12 protein-coding genes are annotated in these 16,827 nt (G+C 61.0%); 9 read left to right on the top strand and 3 right to left on the bottom strand.

Annotation, left to right across the window (positions count from 1 at the left end; translation table 11 throughout):
- Nucleotides 1-101: 101 nt before the first annotated feature.
- From IEX53_RS17025 to IEX53_RS16985, 9 genes are all read left to right on the top strand, one after another.
- Nucleotides 102-1,240 (top strand): IS3 family transposase gene (locus IEX53_RS17025; protein ID WP_188825379.1). Its coding sequence is split into 2 segments (ribosomal slippage): nucleotides 102-369 and nucleotides 369-1,240, totalling 1,140 coding nucleotides; the frame shifts between segments, so codons are not numbered across the junction.
- Nucleotides 1,241-1,658: 418 nt separating this feature from the next.
- Entirely contained in the window at nucleotides 1,659-2,093 is a 435-nt protein-coding gene (locus IEX53_RS17020) for a MarR family winged helix-turn-helix transcriptional regulator (RefSeq protein ID WP_188825378.1), read from the top strand.
- A gap of 54 nt (nucleotides 2,094-2,147) precedes the next feature.
- Nucleotides 2,148-2,894 (top strand): SDR family oxidoreductase, encoded by a 747-nt coding sequence (locus IEX53_RS17015; protein WP_188825377.1) that lies wholly within the window; start codon nucleotides 2,148-2,150, stop codon nucleotides 2,892-2,894.
- Between the two features lie 442 nt (nucleotides 2,895-3,336).
- Nucleotides 3,337-3,426 carry a K(+)-transporting ATPase subunit F gene (gene kdpF / locus IEX53_RS17010; RefSeq protein ID WP_188825376.1) on the top strand — a complete coding sequence of 30 codons (90 nt, stop codon included), beginning with the start codon at nucleotides 3,337-3,339 and terminating at the stop codon, nucleotides 3,424-3,426.
- Nucleotides 3,427-3,442: 16 nt separating this feature from the next.
- Nucleotides 3,443-5,146: a potassium-transporting ATPase subunit KdpA gene (gene kdpA, locus IEX53_RS17005; protein ID WP_188825375.1), complete on the top strand. Its 1,704-nt coding sequence runs from the start codon at nucleotides 3,443-3,445 to the stop codon at nucleotides 5,144-5,146.
- Nucleotides 5,147-5,163: 17 nt separating this feature from the next.
- Complete coding sequence (kdpB, locus tag IEX53_RS17000) at nucleotides 5,164-7,233, top strand: potassium-transporting ATPase subunit KdpB (protein ID WP_188825374.1); 2,070 nt, start codon at nucleotides 5,164-5,166, stop codon at nucleotides 7,231-7,233.
- 12 nt (nucleotides 7,234-7,245) lie between these two features.
- On the top strand, nucleotides 7,246-7,818 hold the full coding sequence (gene kdpC, locus IEX53_RS16995) for a potassium-transporting ATPase subunit KdpC (protein WP_188825373.1): 573 nt from the start codon (nucleotides 7,246-7,248) through the stop codon (nucleotides 7,816-7,818).
- Nucleotides 7,819-7,881: 63 nt separating this feature from the next.
- The gene (locus tag IEX53_RS16990; protein WP_188825372.1) at nucleotides 7,882-10,575 is read left to right on the top strand and encodes a DUF4118 domain-containing protein; all 2,694 of its coding nucleotides are present in this window, start codon (nucleotides 7,882-7,884) and stop codon (nucleotides 10,573-10,575) included.
- Complete coding sequence (locus IEX53_RS16985; protein WP_188825371.1) at nucleotides 10,572-11,267, top strand: response regulator transcription factor; 696 nt, start codon at nucleotides 10,572-10,574, stop codon at nucleotides 11,265-11,267. The genes IEX53_RS16990 and IEX53_RS16985 overlap by 4 nt, the downstream gene beginning before the upstream one ends.
- A 175-nt stretch (nucleotides 11,268-11,442) precedes the next feature.
- Here the strand turns inward: IEX53_RS16985 and fhuB are convergent, their stop codons facing one another.
- The 3 genes from fhuB to IEX53_RS16970 are packed head-to-tail and all read right to left on the bottom strand — an operon-like array spanning nucleotide 11,443 to nucleotide 16,732.
- Nucleotides 11,443-13,425: a Fe(3+)-hydroxamate ABC transporter permease FhuB gene (gene fhuB / locus IEX53_RS16980; protein WP_188825370.1), complete on the bottom strand. Its 1,983-nt coding sequence runs from the start codon at nucleotides 13,423-13,425 to the stop codon at nucleotides 11,443-11,445.
- Complete coding sequence (locus tag IEX53_RS16975; RefSeq protein WP_188825369.1) at nucleotides 13,422-14,288, bottom strand: ABC transporter substrate-binding protein; 867 nt, start codon at nucleotides 14,286-14,288, stop codon at nucleotides 13,422-13,424. Before IEX53_RS16975 ends, fhuB begins: the two co-directional genes overlap by 4 nt.
- Before the next feature lie 8 nt (nucleotides 14,289-14,296).
- Entirely contained in the window at nucleotides 14,297-16,732 is a 2,436-nt protein-coding gene (locus tag IEX53_RS16970; RefSeq protein ID WP_236016242.1) for a TonB-dependent siderophore receptor, read from the bottom strand.
- Nucleotides 16,733-16,827 lie beyond the last annotated feature (95 nt).

Genomic DNA, 16,827 nt, shown 5'->3' with positions numbered 1-16,827 from the left:
GCGGGCAAGCCGCTTGCGGGGATCTGTGCGGGGGGCGTCCAGTAATGGACGTCCCTACCGCGAACCTGACTTCGGCTTAGATGCCGGGAACAGGAGATACCATGACGAGACGACCGCGCCGGAACCACAGCCCGGCTTTCAAGGCAAAAGTGGCGCTCGCCGCCATCCGAGGCGAGCAGACGCTGGTGGAATTATCCCAGCAGTTCGACGTGCATGCCAACCAGATCAAACAGTGGAAAGACCAGCTCTTTGAGGGGGCGACAGGCGTTTTCGGCGATGAAGCGAAGACGGAACCAGCGGGACCAACCGTCGATGTCAAAACGCTGCACGCCAAGATCGGCGAGCTGACATTGGAGAACGATTTTTTAGCCGGAGCGCTCGGCAAGGCGGGATTGCTGGGCGGAAAGAAATGATCGACCGCTCACACAAACTGTCGGTCGCACGTCAGGCGAAGCTTCTCGGCTTCAGCCGTGGCAGCGTGTACTATTCTCCACGTTCAGTATCGGACGTCGATCTGGCTTTGATGCGCCGGATCGACGCACTGCATCTCGACTACCCTTTTGCCGGAAGTCGAATGTTGCAGGGGCTTTTGAGAGGAGAAGGGTTGAATGCCGGGCGGCTGCACGTCGCCACACTGATGAAGAAGATGGGCATCGAGGCGATCTATCGTCGCCCGAATACCTCCAAACCCGCGTCAGGGCACAAGATTTACCCTTATCTCCTGCGCAAGCTGGCGGTCACAAGGCCCAACCAGGTCTGGGCGATGGACCTGACTTACATCCCCATGGCGCGTGGCTTCGTCTACCTCTGCGCCGTCGTGGACTGGTTCAGTCGGCGGGTTCTGTCCTGGCGATTGTCAATCACGATGGAAGCAGACTTCTGTATCGAAGCGGTCGAGGAGGCACTTGCGCGTTACGGCAAGCCTGAAATCTTCAACACCGACCAGGGATCGCAGTTCACCTCCATCGACTTCACCGCCGTGCTGAAGAAGGCTGAGATTGCCATATCGATGGACGGCAAGGGTGCGTGGCGGGACAACGTGTTCGTCGAACGGCTCTGGCGTTCGATCAAATACGAAGAAGTATACCTCCACGCCTACAAGACCGTGTCTGAAGCCCGCATCGGCATTAGCCGGTATCTGACCTTTTACAATAGCCGACGCCCACATTCATCCCTTGACCGGCAGACGCCGGATCAGGCCTACTTCAACGCGCTTGCACCAATGATGGTGGCGGCATAATCGAGGCGGAAATCCACTTAGCAAAACGCCCGAAACTGTTCAGACAAACCGAGCCACCTCTCTTGTCGGAGAATTCGGCTTGCGCCGCGGTCCGTTTCTAGCGGCCAGCGATACCTGGCAGGTCCAGCAAGAGCTGTTTTCGCCTGATGGTGCTGGCAGCATCCAGGTTAGACTGTGGCGACTTTCTGGCAAAGTATGATCCCGAACCGAAGCTCAGCGTCAGCAGCAGGCTAGGGTATTTACCGACGGCCGACCCGTAACGTAATCGACCAACTTTCGAGTTTGACGCGCGGCATGGAATATTGTCGTTTCCAGCGCGCATCCTCCCCGCCTTGTAAATCGAGCGCGGCGTGGTCGAGACGCAGATGCCTTTCGTCCATGGCTTACGTTCGCCAAGCGGACATGCTTAATACCGGTTATGACAGAACCTACGCCTGAACAAATTGCACAACTCACGCTCACTTTCGAGCGCTTTACCCGCCGTTTCAAGGTTGCCGAGGCGGCAGCCGCGACGCAAAACGCGCTTAATGCCCTCGATGTCCAAGCCCTTCTATTCGTCAATGAGCATCCTGAATGCCGCTTGGGGGATGTCGCCCAGAACCTCCAGGTTGCACTGACGACGATGTCTTCTTCGGCCGACCGCCTGGTCCGTCGGGAAATGATCGAGCGACTGCGTCCGGAGGCAAACCGGCGTTCGGTCGCCCTGACGATTACGTCGAAGGGACAAGAGGTGGTCGCAGGCTATATGGAGGGGTATCGGGATGCTTGCCGAGCAATGCTGGAGGCGCTCGACCCCGCGGAGCAGGCCGAGTTTCTCCGCCTGACACAGAAAATTGCAAACTACGAGCGTTGAATAATACGATTATCGTAGTATGTCTCTGCCATCGAAACGATCAGGGACGCCATAATGACTCAAGCAACATCCTCCGCGCTCATCACCGGGGCGAACAAGGGCATCGGCCTGGCCATCGCGCGGCAGCTAGGCGTGAATAGCCACTCGGTCTGGCTGGGGTGCCGGGACGTATCGAGGGGTGAGGCGGCAGCGCGTGAGCTGCGCCAGGAGGGTATCGACGCCCGGGCCGTACAGCTTGATGTGACGGATGACGCCAGCGTCGCCAATGCGGCCAGGACCATAGAAAACGAGATTGGCGCCCTTGACGTACTGGTCAACAATGCCGGCCTCATGTTCGGGCCGCCTCCCTCTCTGGCCGAGGAATCGCTGGACGAGGTCAAGGAGATGTTCGAGACCAACGTATTTGGGGTATTGCGCGTTACCCAGGCTTTCCTGCCATTGTTGCGCAAATCAAAGGCTGCCCGGATCGTGATGATGAGCAGCGGCCTGAGTTCGCTCACCGATGCTCTCGATATGCGCAGCGAGACCTGGACGGTCGGGTTTGGCGGATATTGCGCTTCGAAGACGGCGCTCAATATGCTGACTGTCAAGCTGGCCAAGGAACTGGATCGCGAAGGGATCAAAGTGAATGCGGTGGACCCTGGCCTGACATCCACCGACATGACCGGCAACGGACCGGGCCATTCGCCCGAAGAAGGGGCTCGCCCGGCAGTCGCACTTGCGACGACCCACGCCTTCGGCCCCTCGGCGGGCTTCTACGCTTGTTCCGCATCGGGCGAACTTGTTCAGAAAAACTGGTGACGGGCCTATAGCCATGACGGGGAAACGGGACCGAGGCTCTTCCGTTTCCAGACCAATTTCGGATCGCCAATCGTTCCACTTCTTTTTTCTCTTCGATCCAATTCGCTTCCCTTGAGAAAACGTCCTTATATGGATATCTTATAGGGAAGCCATGTTTTACTATGAAATTTATATATTTTCGCTTCGTGTATTCTCTCGAACCTATATGCGGTTTAGAGTTATAGTCCGCCAAATTCTTCAGTTGGCCTGCATGTCCCCATGCGGACCGGAAGAGTTGGTCACCGTGGCGGCGCGCTTAACCGTCATCGCCGTTCACTGACATCAACCGTGGCGCTGGAGGTGGAGCAATGGACATCCTCATACTGGCAATAGGCCTTGGATTTTTCGTGCTGATGTTCGGGTACATCCGCGCGTGCGAAAAACTCTGACAGGACGTGAGAAAATGATCCTCGAATATATTCTCGGCGGAGCGGTAGCAGTGTTCGTCACTTGTTATCTGGTTTACGCCCTGGCTCGCCCCGAGCGGTTCTGATCAAGGGTGACACATCATGACTTTCAACGGATGGCTACAGATACTGCTCTATTGCGGGATCATAATTCTGCTCGTGAAGCCGCTCGGCGGTTACATGACGCGTGTCTTCGACGGCGAACGCACATTGCTGTCGTCCATATTGGGTCCGATCGAGCGTGGTCTTTACCGCATCGCCGGCACCAGTGAACAGGAAGAGCAGCACTGGACGACCTACACGGCGGCAATGCTGCTCTTCAACCTGGCGGGCTTCCTTGCGCTGTACTTCATTCAGCGTTTTCAGGGTGCGCTGCCGTATAATCCGGCCGGCATGGGCGATATCCCGGCTGACCTCGCCTTCAACACCGCTGCCAGCTTCATGACGAACACCAACTGGCAGAACTATGGCGGCGAGACCACGATGTCGTATCTCACCCAGATGGTGGGCCTCAACGTGCAGAATTTCGTGTCCGCCGCGACGGGCATCGCCATTGCCGTGGCGCTGATCCGGGCCTTTGCGCGCAAATCGGCGAAGACGCTCGGCAATTTCTGGACCGATCTTGTTCGTTCGGTGCTCTACATCCTCCTGCCGGTCTGCGTGATCGGCACGCTGGTGCTGGTGTGGCAGGGCGTGCCGCAGAACTTGAACCCCTACACGGTCGCGACCACGCTCGAAGGCGCGCAGCAGACGATCGCCCAGGGGCCGGTGGCGTCGCAGATGATGATCAAGCATCTGGGCACCAATGGCGGCGGTTTCTTCAGCGTCAACGCCGCGCATCCGTTCGAGAACCCGACGGCGCTCACCAACCTCATCCACATGGTTGCTATCTTCGCCATCGGCGCCGCGCTGACCAATGTTTTCGGACGTATGGTCGGCAACCAGAAGCAGGGTTGGGCGATCTTTGCCGCGATGGGCGTGCTTTTCCTGGCGGGCGTTGCCGTCTGCTATTGGGCTGAAGCCGCCGGCAATCCGCTCGTCCATGCGCTCGGCATCGAGGGCGGCAATATGGAGGGCAAGGAGGTCCGTTTCGGTATCCCCTTGTCAGCCCTGTTCGCGGTCATCACCACCGCGGCTTCCTGCGGTGCGGTCAATGCCATGCATGACAGCTTCATGGCGCTGGGCGGCATGATTCCGCTCATCAACATGATGCTGGGCGAGATCATCATCGGCGGCGTCGGTGCGGGCTTCTACGGCATCCTGCTTTTTGTGGTGGTGGTGGTCTTCGTTGCTGGCCTCATGGTCGGACGTACGCCGGAATATCTCGGCAAGAAGATCGAAGCCAAGGAAGTCAAGATGGCGATGCTGGGCGTGCTCTGCCTGCCGCTCGCCATGCTGGGCTTCACTGCCATCGCTGTCGTGCTGCCGGCCGGCGTCGGCTCAATCGCCAATCAGGGGCCGCATGGTTTCTCGGAAATCCTCTATGCCTACACTTCCGGGGCCGCCAATAACGGCTCGGCCTTCGGCGGCCTCTCGGCAAACACCGTCTGGTACAACATCACGCTTGGCCTCGCCATGCTGATGGGACGATTCATGGTCATCATCCCGGCCATGGCGATTGCCGGTTCGCTCGTCATGAAGAAAACGGTTCCGGAATCGGCAGGGACGTTCCCGACGCATGGGCCGCTGTTCGTAGGCCTCCTCGTCGGCGTCATCCTGATTGTGGGCGGTCTCACCTTTTTTCCGGCGCTCGCGCTCGGGCCGATCGTGGAGCACCTCGCCATGATCGCCGGACAAACCTTCTGAATCTCCTGGAGTCTCCCATGAGCCAGTTAAAATCCACGAGCATTATGGACGCTCGCATCCTCCTGCCGGCCATCGGCGATGCCTTTCGGAAGCTCAATCCGATGAGCCTTGCCAGGAATCCGGTCATGTTCGTCGTCGCCATCGTCTCAATGCTGACGACGGTCCTGCTGGTCAATGACATCGCCGTCGGCGGGGCGAATATCGGCTTTTCGCTCCAGATCGTGCTGTGGCTCTGGTTCACGGTTCTTTTCGCCAATTTTGCGGAAGCCGTCGCCGAAGGCCGCGGCAAGGCGCAGGCGGAATCGCTGCGGCGCACACGGACCGAAACACAGGCGAAGCTCCTTGACGGCGACAACTCGGCCTACAAGATCGTCCCCGGCAACAGCCTGAAGGTCGGAGACGTCGTCATGGTCGAGGCCGGCGATATCATCCCGTCGGACGGCGAGGTGATCGAAGGGGTCGCCTCGGTCAACGAGGCGGCCATCACCGGCGAGTCTGCTCCGGTCATCCGTGAATCGGGCGGCGACCGGTCAGCCGTAACCGGCGGTACGCAGGTGCTCTCGGACTGGATCCGCGTGCGCATAACCGCCGCTGCCGGCTCCACTTTCATCGACAAGATGATCGCCCTCGTCGAGGGGGCGGAACGGCAGAAGACGCCGAACGAAATCGCGCTCAACATCCTGCTTGCCGGCATGACGCTGATCTTCGTGATGGCGACGGTCACGATCCCGAGCTTCGCAACCTATGCCAATGGCTATATCCCCGTCATCGTTCTGGTGGCGCTGTTCGTCACGCTGATCCCAACCACCATCGGCGCGCTTCTTTCGGCCATCGGTATTGCGGGCATGGACCGGCTCGTCCGGTTTAACGTTCTGGCCATGTCCGGCCGCGCGGTGGAAGCGGCGGGCGATGTGGATACGCTGCTTCTCGACAAGACCGGCACCATCACGCTCGGCAACCGGCAGGCCAGCGAATTCCGGCCCATCAAGGGTGTGACGGAGCGCGATCTGGCCGATGCCGCGCAGCTTGCCTCGCTCGCGGACGAAACGCCGGAAGGCCGCTCAATCGTCGTGCTGGCCAAGGAGAAATACGGCATTCGCGGGCGCGACATGGCGAGCCTCAACGCAACTTTCGTCCCATTCACCGCGCAGACGCGGATGAGCGGCGTCGACGTCGAAGGCTCCTCGATCCGCAAGGGCGCCGTCGACGCGGTGCTGAGGCATGTCGACCACGCCGGCGTCGCAACGGGCGCGCCGCGCCCCAGCGCGGAAAGCGTAAGGGAAGTACAGGCCATCGCCGGCGAGATCGCCAAGCAGGGCGGCACGCCGCTCGCCGTGGTCAAGGATGGCCGCTTGCTTGGCGTCATCTATTTGAAGGACATCGTCAAGGGCGGCATTCGCGAACGCTTCGCCGAACTGCGCAAGATGGGCATCCGCACGGTCATGATAACAGGCGATAATCCCATGACGGCGGCGGCCATTGCAGCCGAAGCGGGCGTGGACGACTTTCTTGCCCAGGCGACGCCCGAAAACAAGCTCCAGCTTATCCGCGAGGAGCAGGCCAAGGGCAAGCTCGTCGCCATGTGCGGCGACGGCACCAATGACGCTCCGGCGCTCGCGCAGGCCGATGTCGGCGTTGCCATGAACACCGGCACGGTGGCCGCGCGCGAGGCGGGCAACATGGTCGATCTCGACAGTGACCCGACCAAGCTGATCGAGATCGTGGAAATCGGCAAGCAATTGCTGATGACCCGCGGGGCCTTGACCACGTTCTCCATCGCCAATGACATCGCCAAGTATTTCGCCATCATCCCCGCGATGTTCCTGGCTTTCTATCCGCAGCTCGGCGCGCTCAACATCATGGGGCTCGCGACGCCGCAAAGCGCGATCCTGTCCGCGATCATCTTCAACGCGCTGATCATCGTCGCGCTCATCCCGCTGTCGCTGAAGGGAGTCAAGTACCGCGCGATCGGAGCGGGAGCGCTCCTTTCCCGCAACCTGCTCATCTATGGCCTGGGCGGCGTCATTGTCCCGTTCATTGGGATCAAGGTCATCGACATGGCCATCACTGCCCTCGGCCTCGTTTAAGGAAGAAAAGCCATGCTCAAGCAAATCCGCCCAGCGATCTTGATGATCGTCGCCCTCACCATCATCACCGGCCTGGTCTATCCGCTCGGCATGACCGGCATTGCGCAGATGATCTTTCCCCACCAGGCAAATGGCAGCCTGGTTGAGCGCAATGGCACGGTTATCGGGTCCGAGCTGATCGGCCAGAATTTCAAGCAAGACCGCTACTTCCATGGCCGCCCGTCGGCTGCGGGCAAGGAGGGGTATGATGCGGCCGCCTCGTCAGGCTCCAATCTCGGCCCCACCAATCCGGCCTTGATCGACCGGATCAAGGGGGAAGCGGAAAAGCTGCGCGCGGAGAACCCGGACAGCCCGGTCCCGATGGATCTGGTCACCACTTCGGGCAGCGGGCTCGACCCGGATATCAGCCCCGAGGCAGCCTATTTCCAGGTGCCGCGCGTCGCCAAGGCGCGCGGACTTGAGGAAAGCGCCGTCCGCGCCATGGTCGAGGCGCATATCGAGCCTCGCCTCCTGGGCATCATCGGCGAGCCGGTGGTCAATGTGCTGAAGCTGAACCTGGCTCTGGACGGCGTCAACCAAGGCTGAATGGAATTGCCGTAGCATCTGTACTAAATATACGGTCCATTTTGTCGAAAGGCCAAGGCTCAAGTGGCAAACGATCCGATACGGCCATCGCCGGAGGCATTGCTGGAAAGCGCCCAGGCCGAAGACCGGGGCCGTCTCAAGATATTCCTTGGGGCAGCGCCGGGCGTCGGCAAGACCTACGAGATGCTCATGTCCGGCCGGGCGCGGATGGCGGATGGCGTGGATGTGGTCATCGGCGTGGTCGAGACCCATGGCCGCGCGGAGACGGAAGCGCTGGTGGACGGCTTCGAGATCGTCCCGCGCCGCGCGGTTCCCTATCGCGGCCACGTTCTCAACGAGATGGATATCGACGCGATCCTGCAACGCCGGCCGCAATTGGTGCTGGTCGACGAGCTGGCACACACCAACGCGCCCGGCAGCCGCCACCCGAAGCGCTATCTCGATGTCGAGGAGCTGCTGGCGAACGGCATCGACGTCTATACGACGCTGAATATCCAGCATGTCGAAAGTCTCAACGATGTGGTCGCGCAGATCACGCGTATCCGCGTGCGCGAGACCGTGCCCGACTCCATCATCGACAGGGCCGACGACATCGAAATCATCGATATTACGCCGGGCGACCTCATCAAGCGGCTCAATGAGGGCAAGGTCTATCTGCCCAGGACCGCCAAGCGGGCGGTACAGAATTATTTCTCGCCCAGCAATTTGACCGCATTGCGCGAACTGGCGCTCCGGCGCACCGCGCAGCGCGTCGATGACCAGCTCGTCACGCATATGCAGGCGCATGCGATCCGCGGTCCCTGGGCGGCAGGCGAACGGGTTCTCGTCTGCGTCAACGCGCGGCCCGGCGCCCTCTCCCTCGTGCGTTATGGACGCCGTCAGGCCGACCGGATGCGCGCGCCCTGGGCCGCGGTTCACATAGAAACCAGCAAGGATGCGCGGCTTTCCGAGGCCGACAAAAACAAGATCGCCGCCGCGCTCCGGCTTGCCGAACAGCTCGGCGCGGAAGCGGTGACCCTGCCGGGCGAGAATGTCTCGGAGGAAATTCTCGCCTACGCCATGGCGAACAACTACACGCATATCATCATAGGAATGCCGGTCACGCCCCGCTGGCGCGAGCTTCTGTCCGGTTCGGTTTCCCATGATCTGATCCGCTCGGCGCGCGATATCAGCATCCATGTGATTTCGACAAGCAATGACAAGGATGGTGCGTCGGGCGTGGCCGCCGCCCCGAAATCGCGCCTGCAATTCGAGCTTGCGCCCTATCTGTGGAGCACCGCCTATGTGGCGGTGGCGGTGATAATCGGGCAGGTCCTGTCACGCTTCCTCGATGTCCGCAATATTGCGCTGGTCTTTCTGATGGCCGTGCTCGGCGCAGCACTTCGGGGCGGCCTATGGCCGGCATTGTTCGCTTCGGCGGTGAGCGCGGCGGCGTTCAACTTCTTCTTTCTTGACCCGCTCTATACGCTGGATATCAGAGATCCCGAAAGCACGGTCGCGTTCGGCTTCTTCCTTGGCGTGGCGATCATTGCCAGCAATCTTGCCAGCTTGGTGCAACGGCAGGCGGCAACGGCGCGCGTGCGCGCGCGGGCGACTGAAGCGCTCTATCTTTTCAGCAAGAAACTTGCGGGGGCCGGCACGCTGGAAGACGTGCTATGGGCGACTGTCTATCAGATCGCATACATGCTTCGCGTCAGAGTGGTGATCCTCCTGCCGCGGGACGGGCGCATTGCGGTGGAGGCGGGTTATCCGCCGGACGATACGCTCGATGATTCCGATATTGCCGCGGCCTATTGGGCATGGGAGCATGACCGCCCGGCGGGACGCGGCGCCGATACCCTGCCGGGAGCCAAGCGTCTTTATCTGCCGCTCAGAACGGGGCGCAATCGTGTCGGTGTGGTCGGGCTCGACAATGACAAGCAGGGACCGGTTCTGTCGCCTGACCAGCAGCGCCTCTTCGATTCCCTTGCCGATCAGGCAGCCCTGGCGATCGAGCGTATCCAGCTTGCGGTCGATGTCGACAATGCCAGGCTTGCTGCTGAGGCCGACAGGCTCCGCTCGGCTCTTCTGGCTTCCCTTTCGCATGATCTCAAGACGCCGCTTGCATCCATCCTGGGGGCAGCCGGGACATTGCGGGATTATTCATTGTCTCTGCCGGAAGCCGACCGAGCGGAATTGCTTTCGACGGTTGTCGAGGAGTCGGAGCGCCTCAACCGTTTCATAGCCAACCTCCTCGATATGACGAAGCTGGAATCGGGCGCTACGGACGCTTCTTCCTCGCCGAACTATATCGGCGACATTGTCGGAAGCACGCTTCGCCGCACGGAGAAAATACTGGGAGGGCATCAAGTTGAACTGGCCATTCCCGAAGACCTCCCGATGGTGAGGCTCGATCCGGTGTTGTTCGAGCAGGTGCTGTTCAATCTCCTCGACAATGCGCGGAAATATGCGCCCGCCGGGTCGCGCGTGCTTATTCGAGCCTGGGCGGATGATGCGCATGTTGTGCTTCAGGTTATCGACGAAGGGCCGGGCATTCCGCCGGAGGATCTCACCAAGATATTCAACAGCTTCTACCGGGTTCGCAAAAGAGATAAGGTGCAGGCCGGTACGGGCCTCGGCCTCGCAATCTGCAAGGGGTTTGTCGAAGCCATGGGAGGCACGATCGAGGCGAGCAATCGCACTGACCGGTCCGGGGCGATTTTCACGGTCAGGTTTCCAAGCGCGCCGGAGCCCGCCAATCTGGATGGCAAATCATGAGTACATCCACGGTCAAGATACTCGTTGTCGATGACGAACCGCCGATCCGCAAGCTGCTGAGGGTCGGCTTGACGACCGAGGGCTACGCCGTTCTGGAGGCGCAGAACGCCGAGGAGGCGATCGCCTGCATCAGCAGGGACAAGCCGGATTTGATCCTTCTCGATTTGGGACTTCCCGACATCTCGGGACATGATCTACTGGTGCGCTGGCGCGGCGAGCAGCTTGAACTGCCGATCATTATCCTGTCGAGCCGTACCGACGAAGCAGGCATCGTCAAGGCTCTCGAACTGGGAGCGGACGATTATCTCACCAAGCCGTTCGGCATGCGGGAACTTGCCGCCCGCATCCGGGTCGCGCTCCGCCACCGGCTGCAGCAGCAGGGGGAGCGTCCTGCTTTCCAGACAGGTGACCTGTCGGTGGATCTCGTGAAAAGGATCGTGAAGATCGCAGACAGGGAAATCAAGCTTTCGCCGAAGGAGTACGACATTCTGCGCCTTCTCGTGCAGCATGCCGGCAAGGTCATCACGCACCAGCATATTCTCAAGAATGTCTGGAATGAAAGCACCGACGTTCAATATCTGCGCGTCTATGTGCGGCAGCTCAGGCACAAAATAGAGAAAACGCCGGACCAGCCGCAATATATCATTACAGAAACGGGAGTAGGATACAGGCTTCGTGAGCCGGACTCGTGAGGCGTTTGACCTAGAGCGGGTCGCGCTTAATCGTACCCATTGCGCTCGCTCTAGATTCTTAGTTTGTCGCATTGTCGCGGTCGTTAAATGAGGCCATTTAACTGCGAAATGCTTTAGCAGCCGGCCAGATAGAATTGCTGGAGCGGATGCATCAAATTCATCCGAACCTCGATGTTCAGCGGCGCCTCTGACTGAACATGAAATACGGTCCGCCGATGAAGGCGGCAAGAAGGCCGGCGGGGATTTGCCAGGGAAAGATCATCGTCCGGCCCAGCCAGTCGGCGGCAAGGAGGATGAGGCCGCCGGCCAGCGCCGAGGCGAAGAGCTGCGGCAACGCGCGATGGAAGCCGAGGGTTCGGGCAAGATGCGGAGCCATCAGCCCGACGAAGCTCAGCGGGCCGATGAGCAGGGTCGCGACGCCCGTGGGGATCGCAATCAGCAGCATGAGCAGAAGACGCGCACGTTTCAATGTCAGGCCGAGGGCTTGCGCGCTTGTCGACCCAAGCGGCAGGATATCGAGCCAGCGGGCCGTCAGGGGGAGGGCGGCCAGGAGGACCAGCGCCGTCGCCGAGGCGATGATGGCGTCGGCGGTATCGGCGCGATAGGTCGAGCCTGCCATCCAGGCGAGGAGATATTCCAGCCTTTGATCGCCCGACGCGATGAACAGGGCCGAGAAGGATGAGGCGATCGTCGTCACCGACACCCCTGATAGCAGGAGCTGTCCGCCGGAAAAGCGGTTGCGGCGGCCAACGGCCAGCAAAGCGAAAAGCGCCCCGAGCGAACCGGTAGAGGCCGCGACGAGCATCATGACATGGTCGATGCCTGTGGTGACAAGCATCAGCGCCAGCACGCCGATGGTAGCGCCGCCGGAAACGCCGAGAATTTCCGGCGCGGCCATGGGATTGCCGGTCATGCGCTGCATGAGCGTGCCCGCAAGCGCCAGCATGATGCCGCATCCCAACGCGGTGAAGACGCGCGGCGCGCGCAACTCCAGCAGTTCAGCCGACAAGGTCCAATGCCAGCCGTCGATACCGCGGCCGAACGCAAGGGAGGCAATGACCGTACCGGCGAGTACGGCGCAACCGATGCCGATGTTTCGCCAAGAGCCGCGCCGTTCGGAAAGAAGGCCCGGTGGGGCGGGTTCCGGCATTGCACGCACTTTGGCGAGGAGGAACAGGAGCAGCGGCGCGCCGAGGAGGGCGGTCGCCGTACCCGCGGGTACTTCCGAGGGAAAGGGCGCGATTTGCACCAGCCGGTCGGTCAGCCACAGCAGGGAGGCTCCGGCCAGCGGCGCCCAGACGAGGCGCTTGCGCAAGGTGCGCGCGCCCATGATCTGCGTGAGGGCAGGGGCGGCAAGCGCGACAAAGCTGATGACGCCGGTATAAGCGACGACGACGCTGTTCAAGGTGACGGCCAGGCACAGGCCCCCCATGCGGATGAAGGCAGGACGGGAGCCGAGATTGCGTATGCCCTCCTGGCCCAGTTCGAGCAAGATCAGCGGGCGCAGAAGCATGAAGGCTGCAAGCAGTGCGGTCAGCAGCCAGGGGATCAGGGCGAGAGCACCTGCATCGCCATTCTGGATGAGCGATCCGCTTTGCCAGATGAACAGTTCCTCGGAATATTCCCGATTGAGCGCCATCAGAAGGGCGCTGGCCGAACTGCAGGTCAGGCTGATGATCAGGCCTGTAATGATGATCGATACGGGTGAGAAGGCCCGGTCGCGGGCGATCATGAAAACGAAGGCCGTGCTCGCCGCGCCTCCCGCGAGCGCGACCCAGATTCTTCCCCCGTCGAGCATTGAGGGGGCGTAGAGCGTTGCAATGGTGATGGCGAGGCTTGCCCCGGCATTGGTGCCGATGGTGGTTGGTTCCGCCAGTGGATTGCGCAGGATTTGCTGGAGGAGCACTCCGGTCAGCGCCAGGGCGGCGCCCGCAAGCGGCGCGATGACGAGGCGCGGCAGCGCGGCATGGCGGAAAAGCAATTGCCGGGGATCGTTGAGATCGGTGGAAACGAGGGCTTTCCACCACAGTTCGAGCGGCAGGAGCTTCAGGAAGCCCGCGATCGTCAGCGCCGCCGCCAGCAATACGGGAAGCATGACCAGCAGAACCAGGGTCCTTTGGCTACCGGCAAGCCGGGCGGGAGGGAGAGCGGCGTTCATCTATTTGCCAACAATGCCGCGAAGCGCTGCGCTGCAAGAAGACCGCCGAAAGGCCAGACCGGCGCGATCCTGGTCACCCGGCCATTCCTGACGCAGGGGAGATTGTTCCACAATGAGCTGTTGTCGATGCGGATCTGGACATGCTTCGGAATGGGATCGAGCGAAATCACCGTGGCGTCTCCGACCAGGACCAGATCCTCGACGCCGATTTGCGCGAAGCCCCAGGAGGTGGTGGGCCGAACCCATGCATTGGTAAGCTCGAGCTTGTCCATGACATCCTGAAACAGGCTTCCCGCGCCATAGACCCGAACATGACGGTCATCGAATATACTGATGATGCAAAAAGGCCGCGTTGCCAGGGGCGCAAGCTTCGCCCGCGCCCGCGCGATGGTATTTTCGACATCTGCGATCAATTGCTCTGCCTGCCGCTCGCGGTCCAGTACGGTTCCAAGCCTCCGGGTTTCCGCGACAGCTTGGGCAAAGGGCGAGGCGGTTCCGTCATAGAATGGAATGCTGAAGGTGGGTGCGAAGCGGACGAACTCCTTTTCTTCGAGCCCATAGCCATAGGCGCCGACGATAAGATCGGCTTCCAGCTTTGTCAGCAATTCCCGGTTGGGCTCACTGCGTGACCCGATATCGAGGACGGAGTCGGGAAGTGCAGGCTCGATCACCCAATCGCGATAGCCCTTGAGGTCGCCGACGGCGATGGGGGATATGCCGAGCGATGTCACCATCTCCGCTGACGTCCATTCGAGGCATACCACGCGGCGCGGCGGGCGCGTCTTTGCGATGGCGCGACCTCCACCCAGTCCGGCCAGCGCCAGCCCGCCAAACAACGCCCGTCGTGTAATCGCAGCGACCATCAACCGAACTACCAGCTATATTTCACGGTGCCGGTTACACGGCGTCCCTCGCCATAGAAACAGCCGAAACTTTCGTCGAAGCAGGAAGCGACGTATCGCTTGTCGAACAGGTTGGTGACGTTGAGCTTGAAGTCCAGATCCTTCCACGCATAGTGGACGGATGCGTCGACAAGCGTGGCGGAAGGCACCTTGAAGGAATTGGCGTCATCGCCATAGGTCGAACCCATATAGCGGATACCGGCGCCGAGGCCGAGGCCCTCAAAACGGCCGCTCTGGATCGTGTAGTCGGCCCAAAGCGATGCCTTGTGGCTGGGCACGCCATAGGGGACATGGTCTTGAGTCACTTCGTCGCCCTTGGTGACTTCGGTGTCCAGATAGGTGTAGGCCAATCGCAGGTCGAGCCCGGCGGTGAGGCTTGCGACGCCTTCCACCTCGATGCCGCGCGAGCGGATTTCGCCGGTCTGATCGGTGACGTTGCCGAACTTCCTGACAACGTTCTGCTTGGTGAGATCGAAGGCGGCGACGGTGATGAAGGAATTCCAGCCGGTTGGCTGGTATTTCACGCCGATTTCATATTGCTCGCCGGTTTCCGGTTCGAAGGGGTCACCGGAGGGATCGCTGCCCAATTCGGGCATGAAGGATGTGGAATAGCTGGCATAGGGCGCCAGCCCGTTCTCCGCGAGATAGACCACCCCGGCGCGGCCGGTAAAGGCGCTATCGGACTGCTCGCTCGCGCTGTCGTTGAGATTGTCGTCGATCTTCGTTTTCGACCAATCGTGCCGGCCGCCCAGCGTGAACGCCCAGTTGCCGAGCTTTATCTGGTCCTGCGCATAGATGCCGAACTGGTTCTGCTTCTTGTCCGCGTCCTGGTACGGGTCAAGCGGCGTGATCGGCGCGCCGTAAACCGGATTGAAGATATCCTCGAGCGGATCGATGGAGCCGCCTGCGCCGAAGTCGCTGTAGTCGGTGTATTGATAATCGAGCCCCAGCAGCAGCTTGTGGGTGAGTGCCCCGGTTTCGAAATTGGCCTCCGCCTGGTTGTCGATGGTGAAGGTGCCGGCGGTCACGCGGCCCGCATCCGTATATCGCTCGTAGGTTTGCTCGTTGGCGTCCAGGCCGGAACCGAAAACCCCAAACGCCTCATTGTCGAGATAGGCGTAGCGGGCGTTCTGCCTGATGGTCCAGGTGTCGTTGAAGGTATGCTCGAATTCGTAGCCGAGCATGGCCATCGAGGTGTTGTAATAGTCGTGGCCGGGTTCGCCGACGAAGCGGCTTATGGGAAGGGTGCCGTTGCTGTTGGGCAGGACCGTGCCGCGCGCCGGCAGGAACTGGTTGCCCCAGCCCTGCTTGTCCTTCTGGTATTTGGCAAGAAACGTCAGGCTCGTCTCCGCATCCGGCGCCCATTTCAGTGCCGATGACAGGAAGATGCGGTCGTCCTCGACATAGTCGACAAAGGTGCCTCCATCCCGGAACAAGCCGGTCACCCGGCCGGTCAAGACCCCTTCTTCGTCGAGCTTCCCGCTCACGTCGAACTGGGCCTGGTAGCGGTCGAAGCTGCCGGCGCTGAGCTCGACTTCCCGGATGGTCTCCTCAGTCGGACGCTTGCTGACATAGTTGATCATGCCGCCGGGGCCGATCTGGCCGTAGAGCACCGAGCTTGGACCGCGCATGATCTCGAGCCCGTCGGCGCCGTATACATCAAGCGTCAGGAAGGATGCGTAATCGGTGCCTCTAAGGCGCAGCCCATCGACATAGAATACTTCGTCATATGCACTGAAGCCGCGCAATTGCAAACCGTTGCCGCGCAGGTCGCCGCCATAGAGCTCGCCGGTCACGCCCGGCACGTAGCGCAATGCCGCGCCGAGTGTCTGCGCGCCCTGGGCTTCGATCTCCTTTGCCGTGACAACGGAGATGGACTGCGGCGTTTCGATCAAGGGCGTATCGGTCTTCATGCCGGCGGAGCCCTGCTTGGCGACATATCCGACCTGTCCCCATGCGGATTCGATACGGGAATCGATGGTGATCGGATCGAGAACGATCGACCCGGTGTCCGCGTCCGCCGTGGTGGCCCCCGTCGTCTCGATGAGCGTGACGGTCGTGGCATTGGTGAAGCGGTAGCTGAGCCCGGTCCCGCGCAGCAGCCTGGACAGCGCCTCTTCCCGCGTCAGATTTCCCGACACGGCGCGGGAATTGCGGCCACGGGCGAGATCGGCGGGATAAAGCACCTGCAGATTGCTGCGCTCGCCGAACTGCGCAAGGGCGCTACCGAGCGATGCCGCTGGAATGGCATAGCTTATGCGTCCAGGCTGCGCCGCCTGGGCTTGCGCCATGGAGGGGTAGATCGCCGCCGTCGCCAGCAGCGCAAAATTCACGCGGGCGAGAGTCGCCCCGATTGCAACCGATATACATTTGCCGAACCCCTGCATGCCGTCCCTCTCACGCAAAACTTTTGTCCCCGTTGGACGCGATGATTTGCGTCCGTCGAGGGCATGACGAGTCCCGGCGGGCAGTCCCTCACCTAAAATATGAAAAAAATAGT

This window comes from Paramesorhizobium endophyticum, assembly GCF_014640615.1.
GTDB classification, from domain to species: Bacteria; Pseudomonadota; Alphaproteobacteria; order Rhizobiales; family Rhizobiaceae; genus Paramesorhizobium; species Paramesorhizobium endophyticum.
Note: the sequence above shows the minus strand (reverse complement) of the source record. Positions and strands in the feature narration are given on the sequence as shown.

Coding starts and splice junctions, on each gene's coding strand:
- kdpB (WP_188825374.1), top strand. CDS start 5,164: ATGAGCCAGTTAAAATCCACGAGCATTATGGACGCTCGCATCCTCCTG.
- kdpF (WP_188825376.1), top strand. CDS start 3,337: ATGATCCTCGAATATATTCTCGGCGGAGCGGTAGCAGTGTTCGTCACT.
- IEX53_RS17015 (WP_188825377.1), top strand. CDS start 2,148: ATGACTCAAGCAACATCCTCCGCGCTCATCACCGGGGCGAACAAGGGC.
- kdpA (WP_188825375.1), top strand. CDS start 3,443: ATGACTTTCAACGGATGGCTACAGATACTGCTCTATTGCGGGATCATA.
- IEX53_RS17020 (WP_188825378.1), top strand. CDS start 1,659: ATGACAGAACCTACGCCTGAACAAATTGCACAACTCACGCTCACTTTC.
- kdpC (WP_188825373.1), top strand. CDS start 7,246: ATGCTCAAGCAAATCCGCCCAGCGATCTTGATGATCGTCGCCCTCACC.
- fhuB (WP_188825370.1), bottom strand. CDS start 13,425: ATGAACGCCGCTCTCCCTCCCGCCCGGCTTGCCGGTAGCCAAAGGACC.
- IEX53_RS16985 (WP_188825371.1), top strand. CDS start 10,572: ATGAGTACATCCACGGTCAAGATACTCGTTGTCGATGACGAACCGCCG.
- IEX53_RS16975 (WP_188825369.1), bottom strand. CDS start 14,288: ATGGTCGCTGCGATTACACGACGGGCGTTGTTTGGCGGGCTGGCGCTG.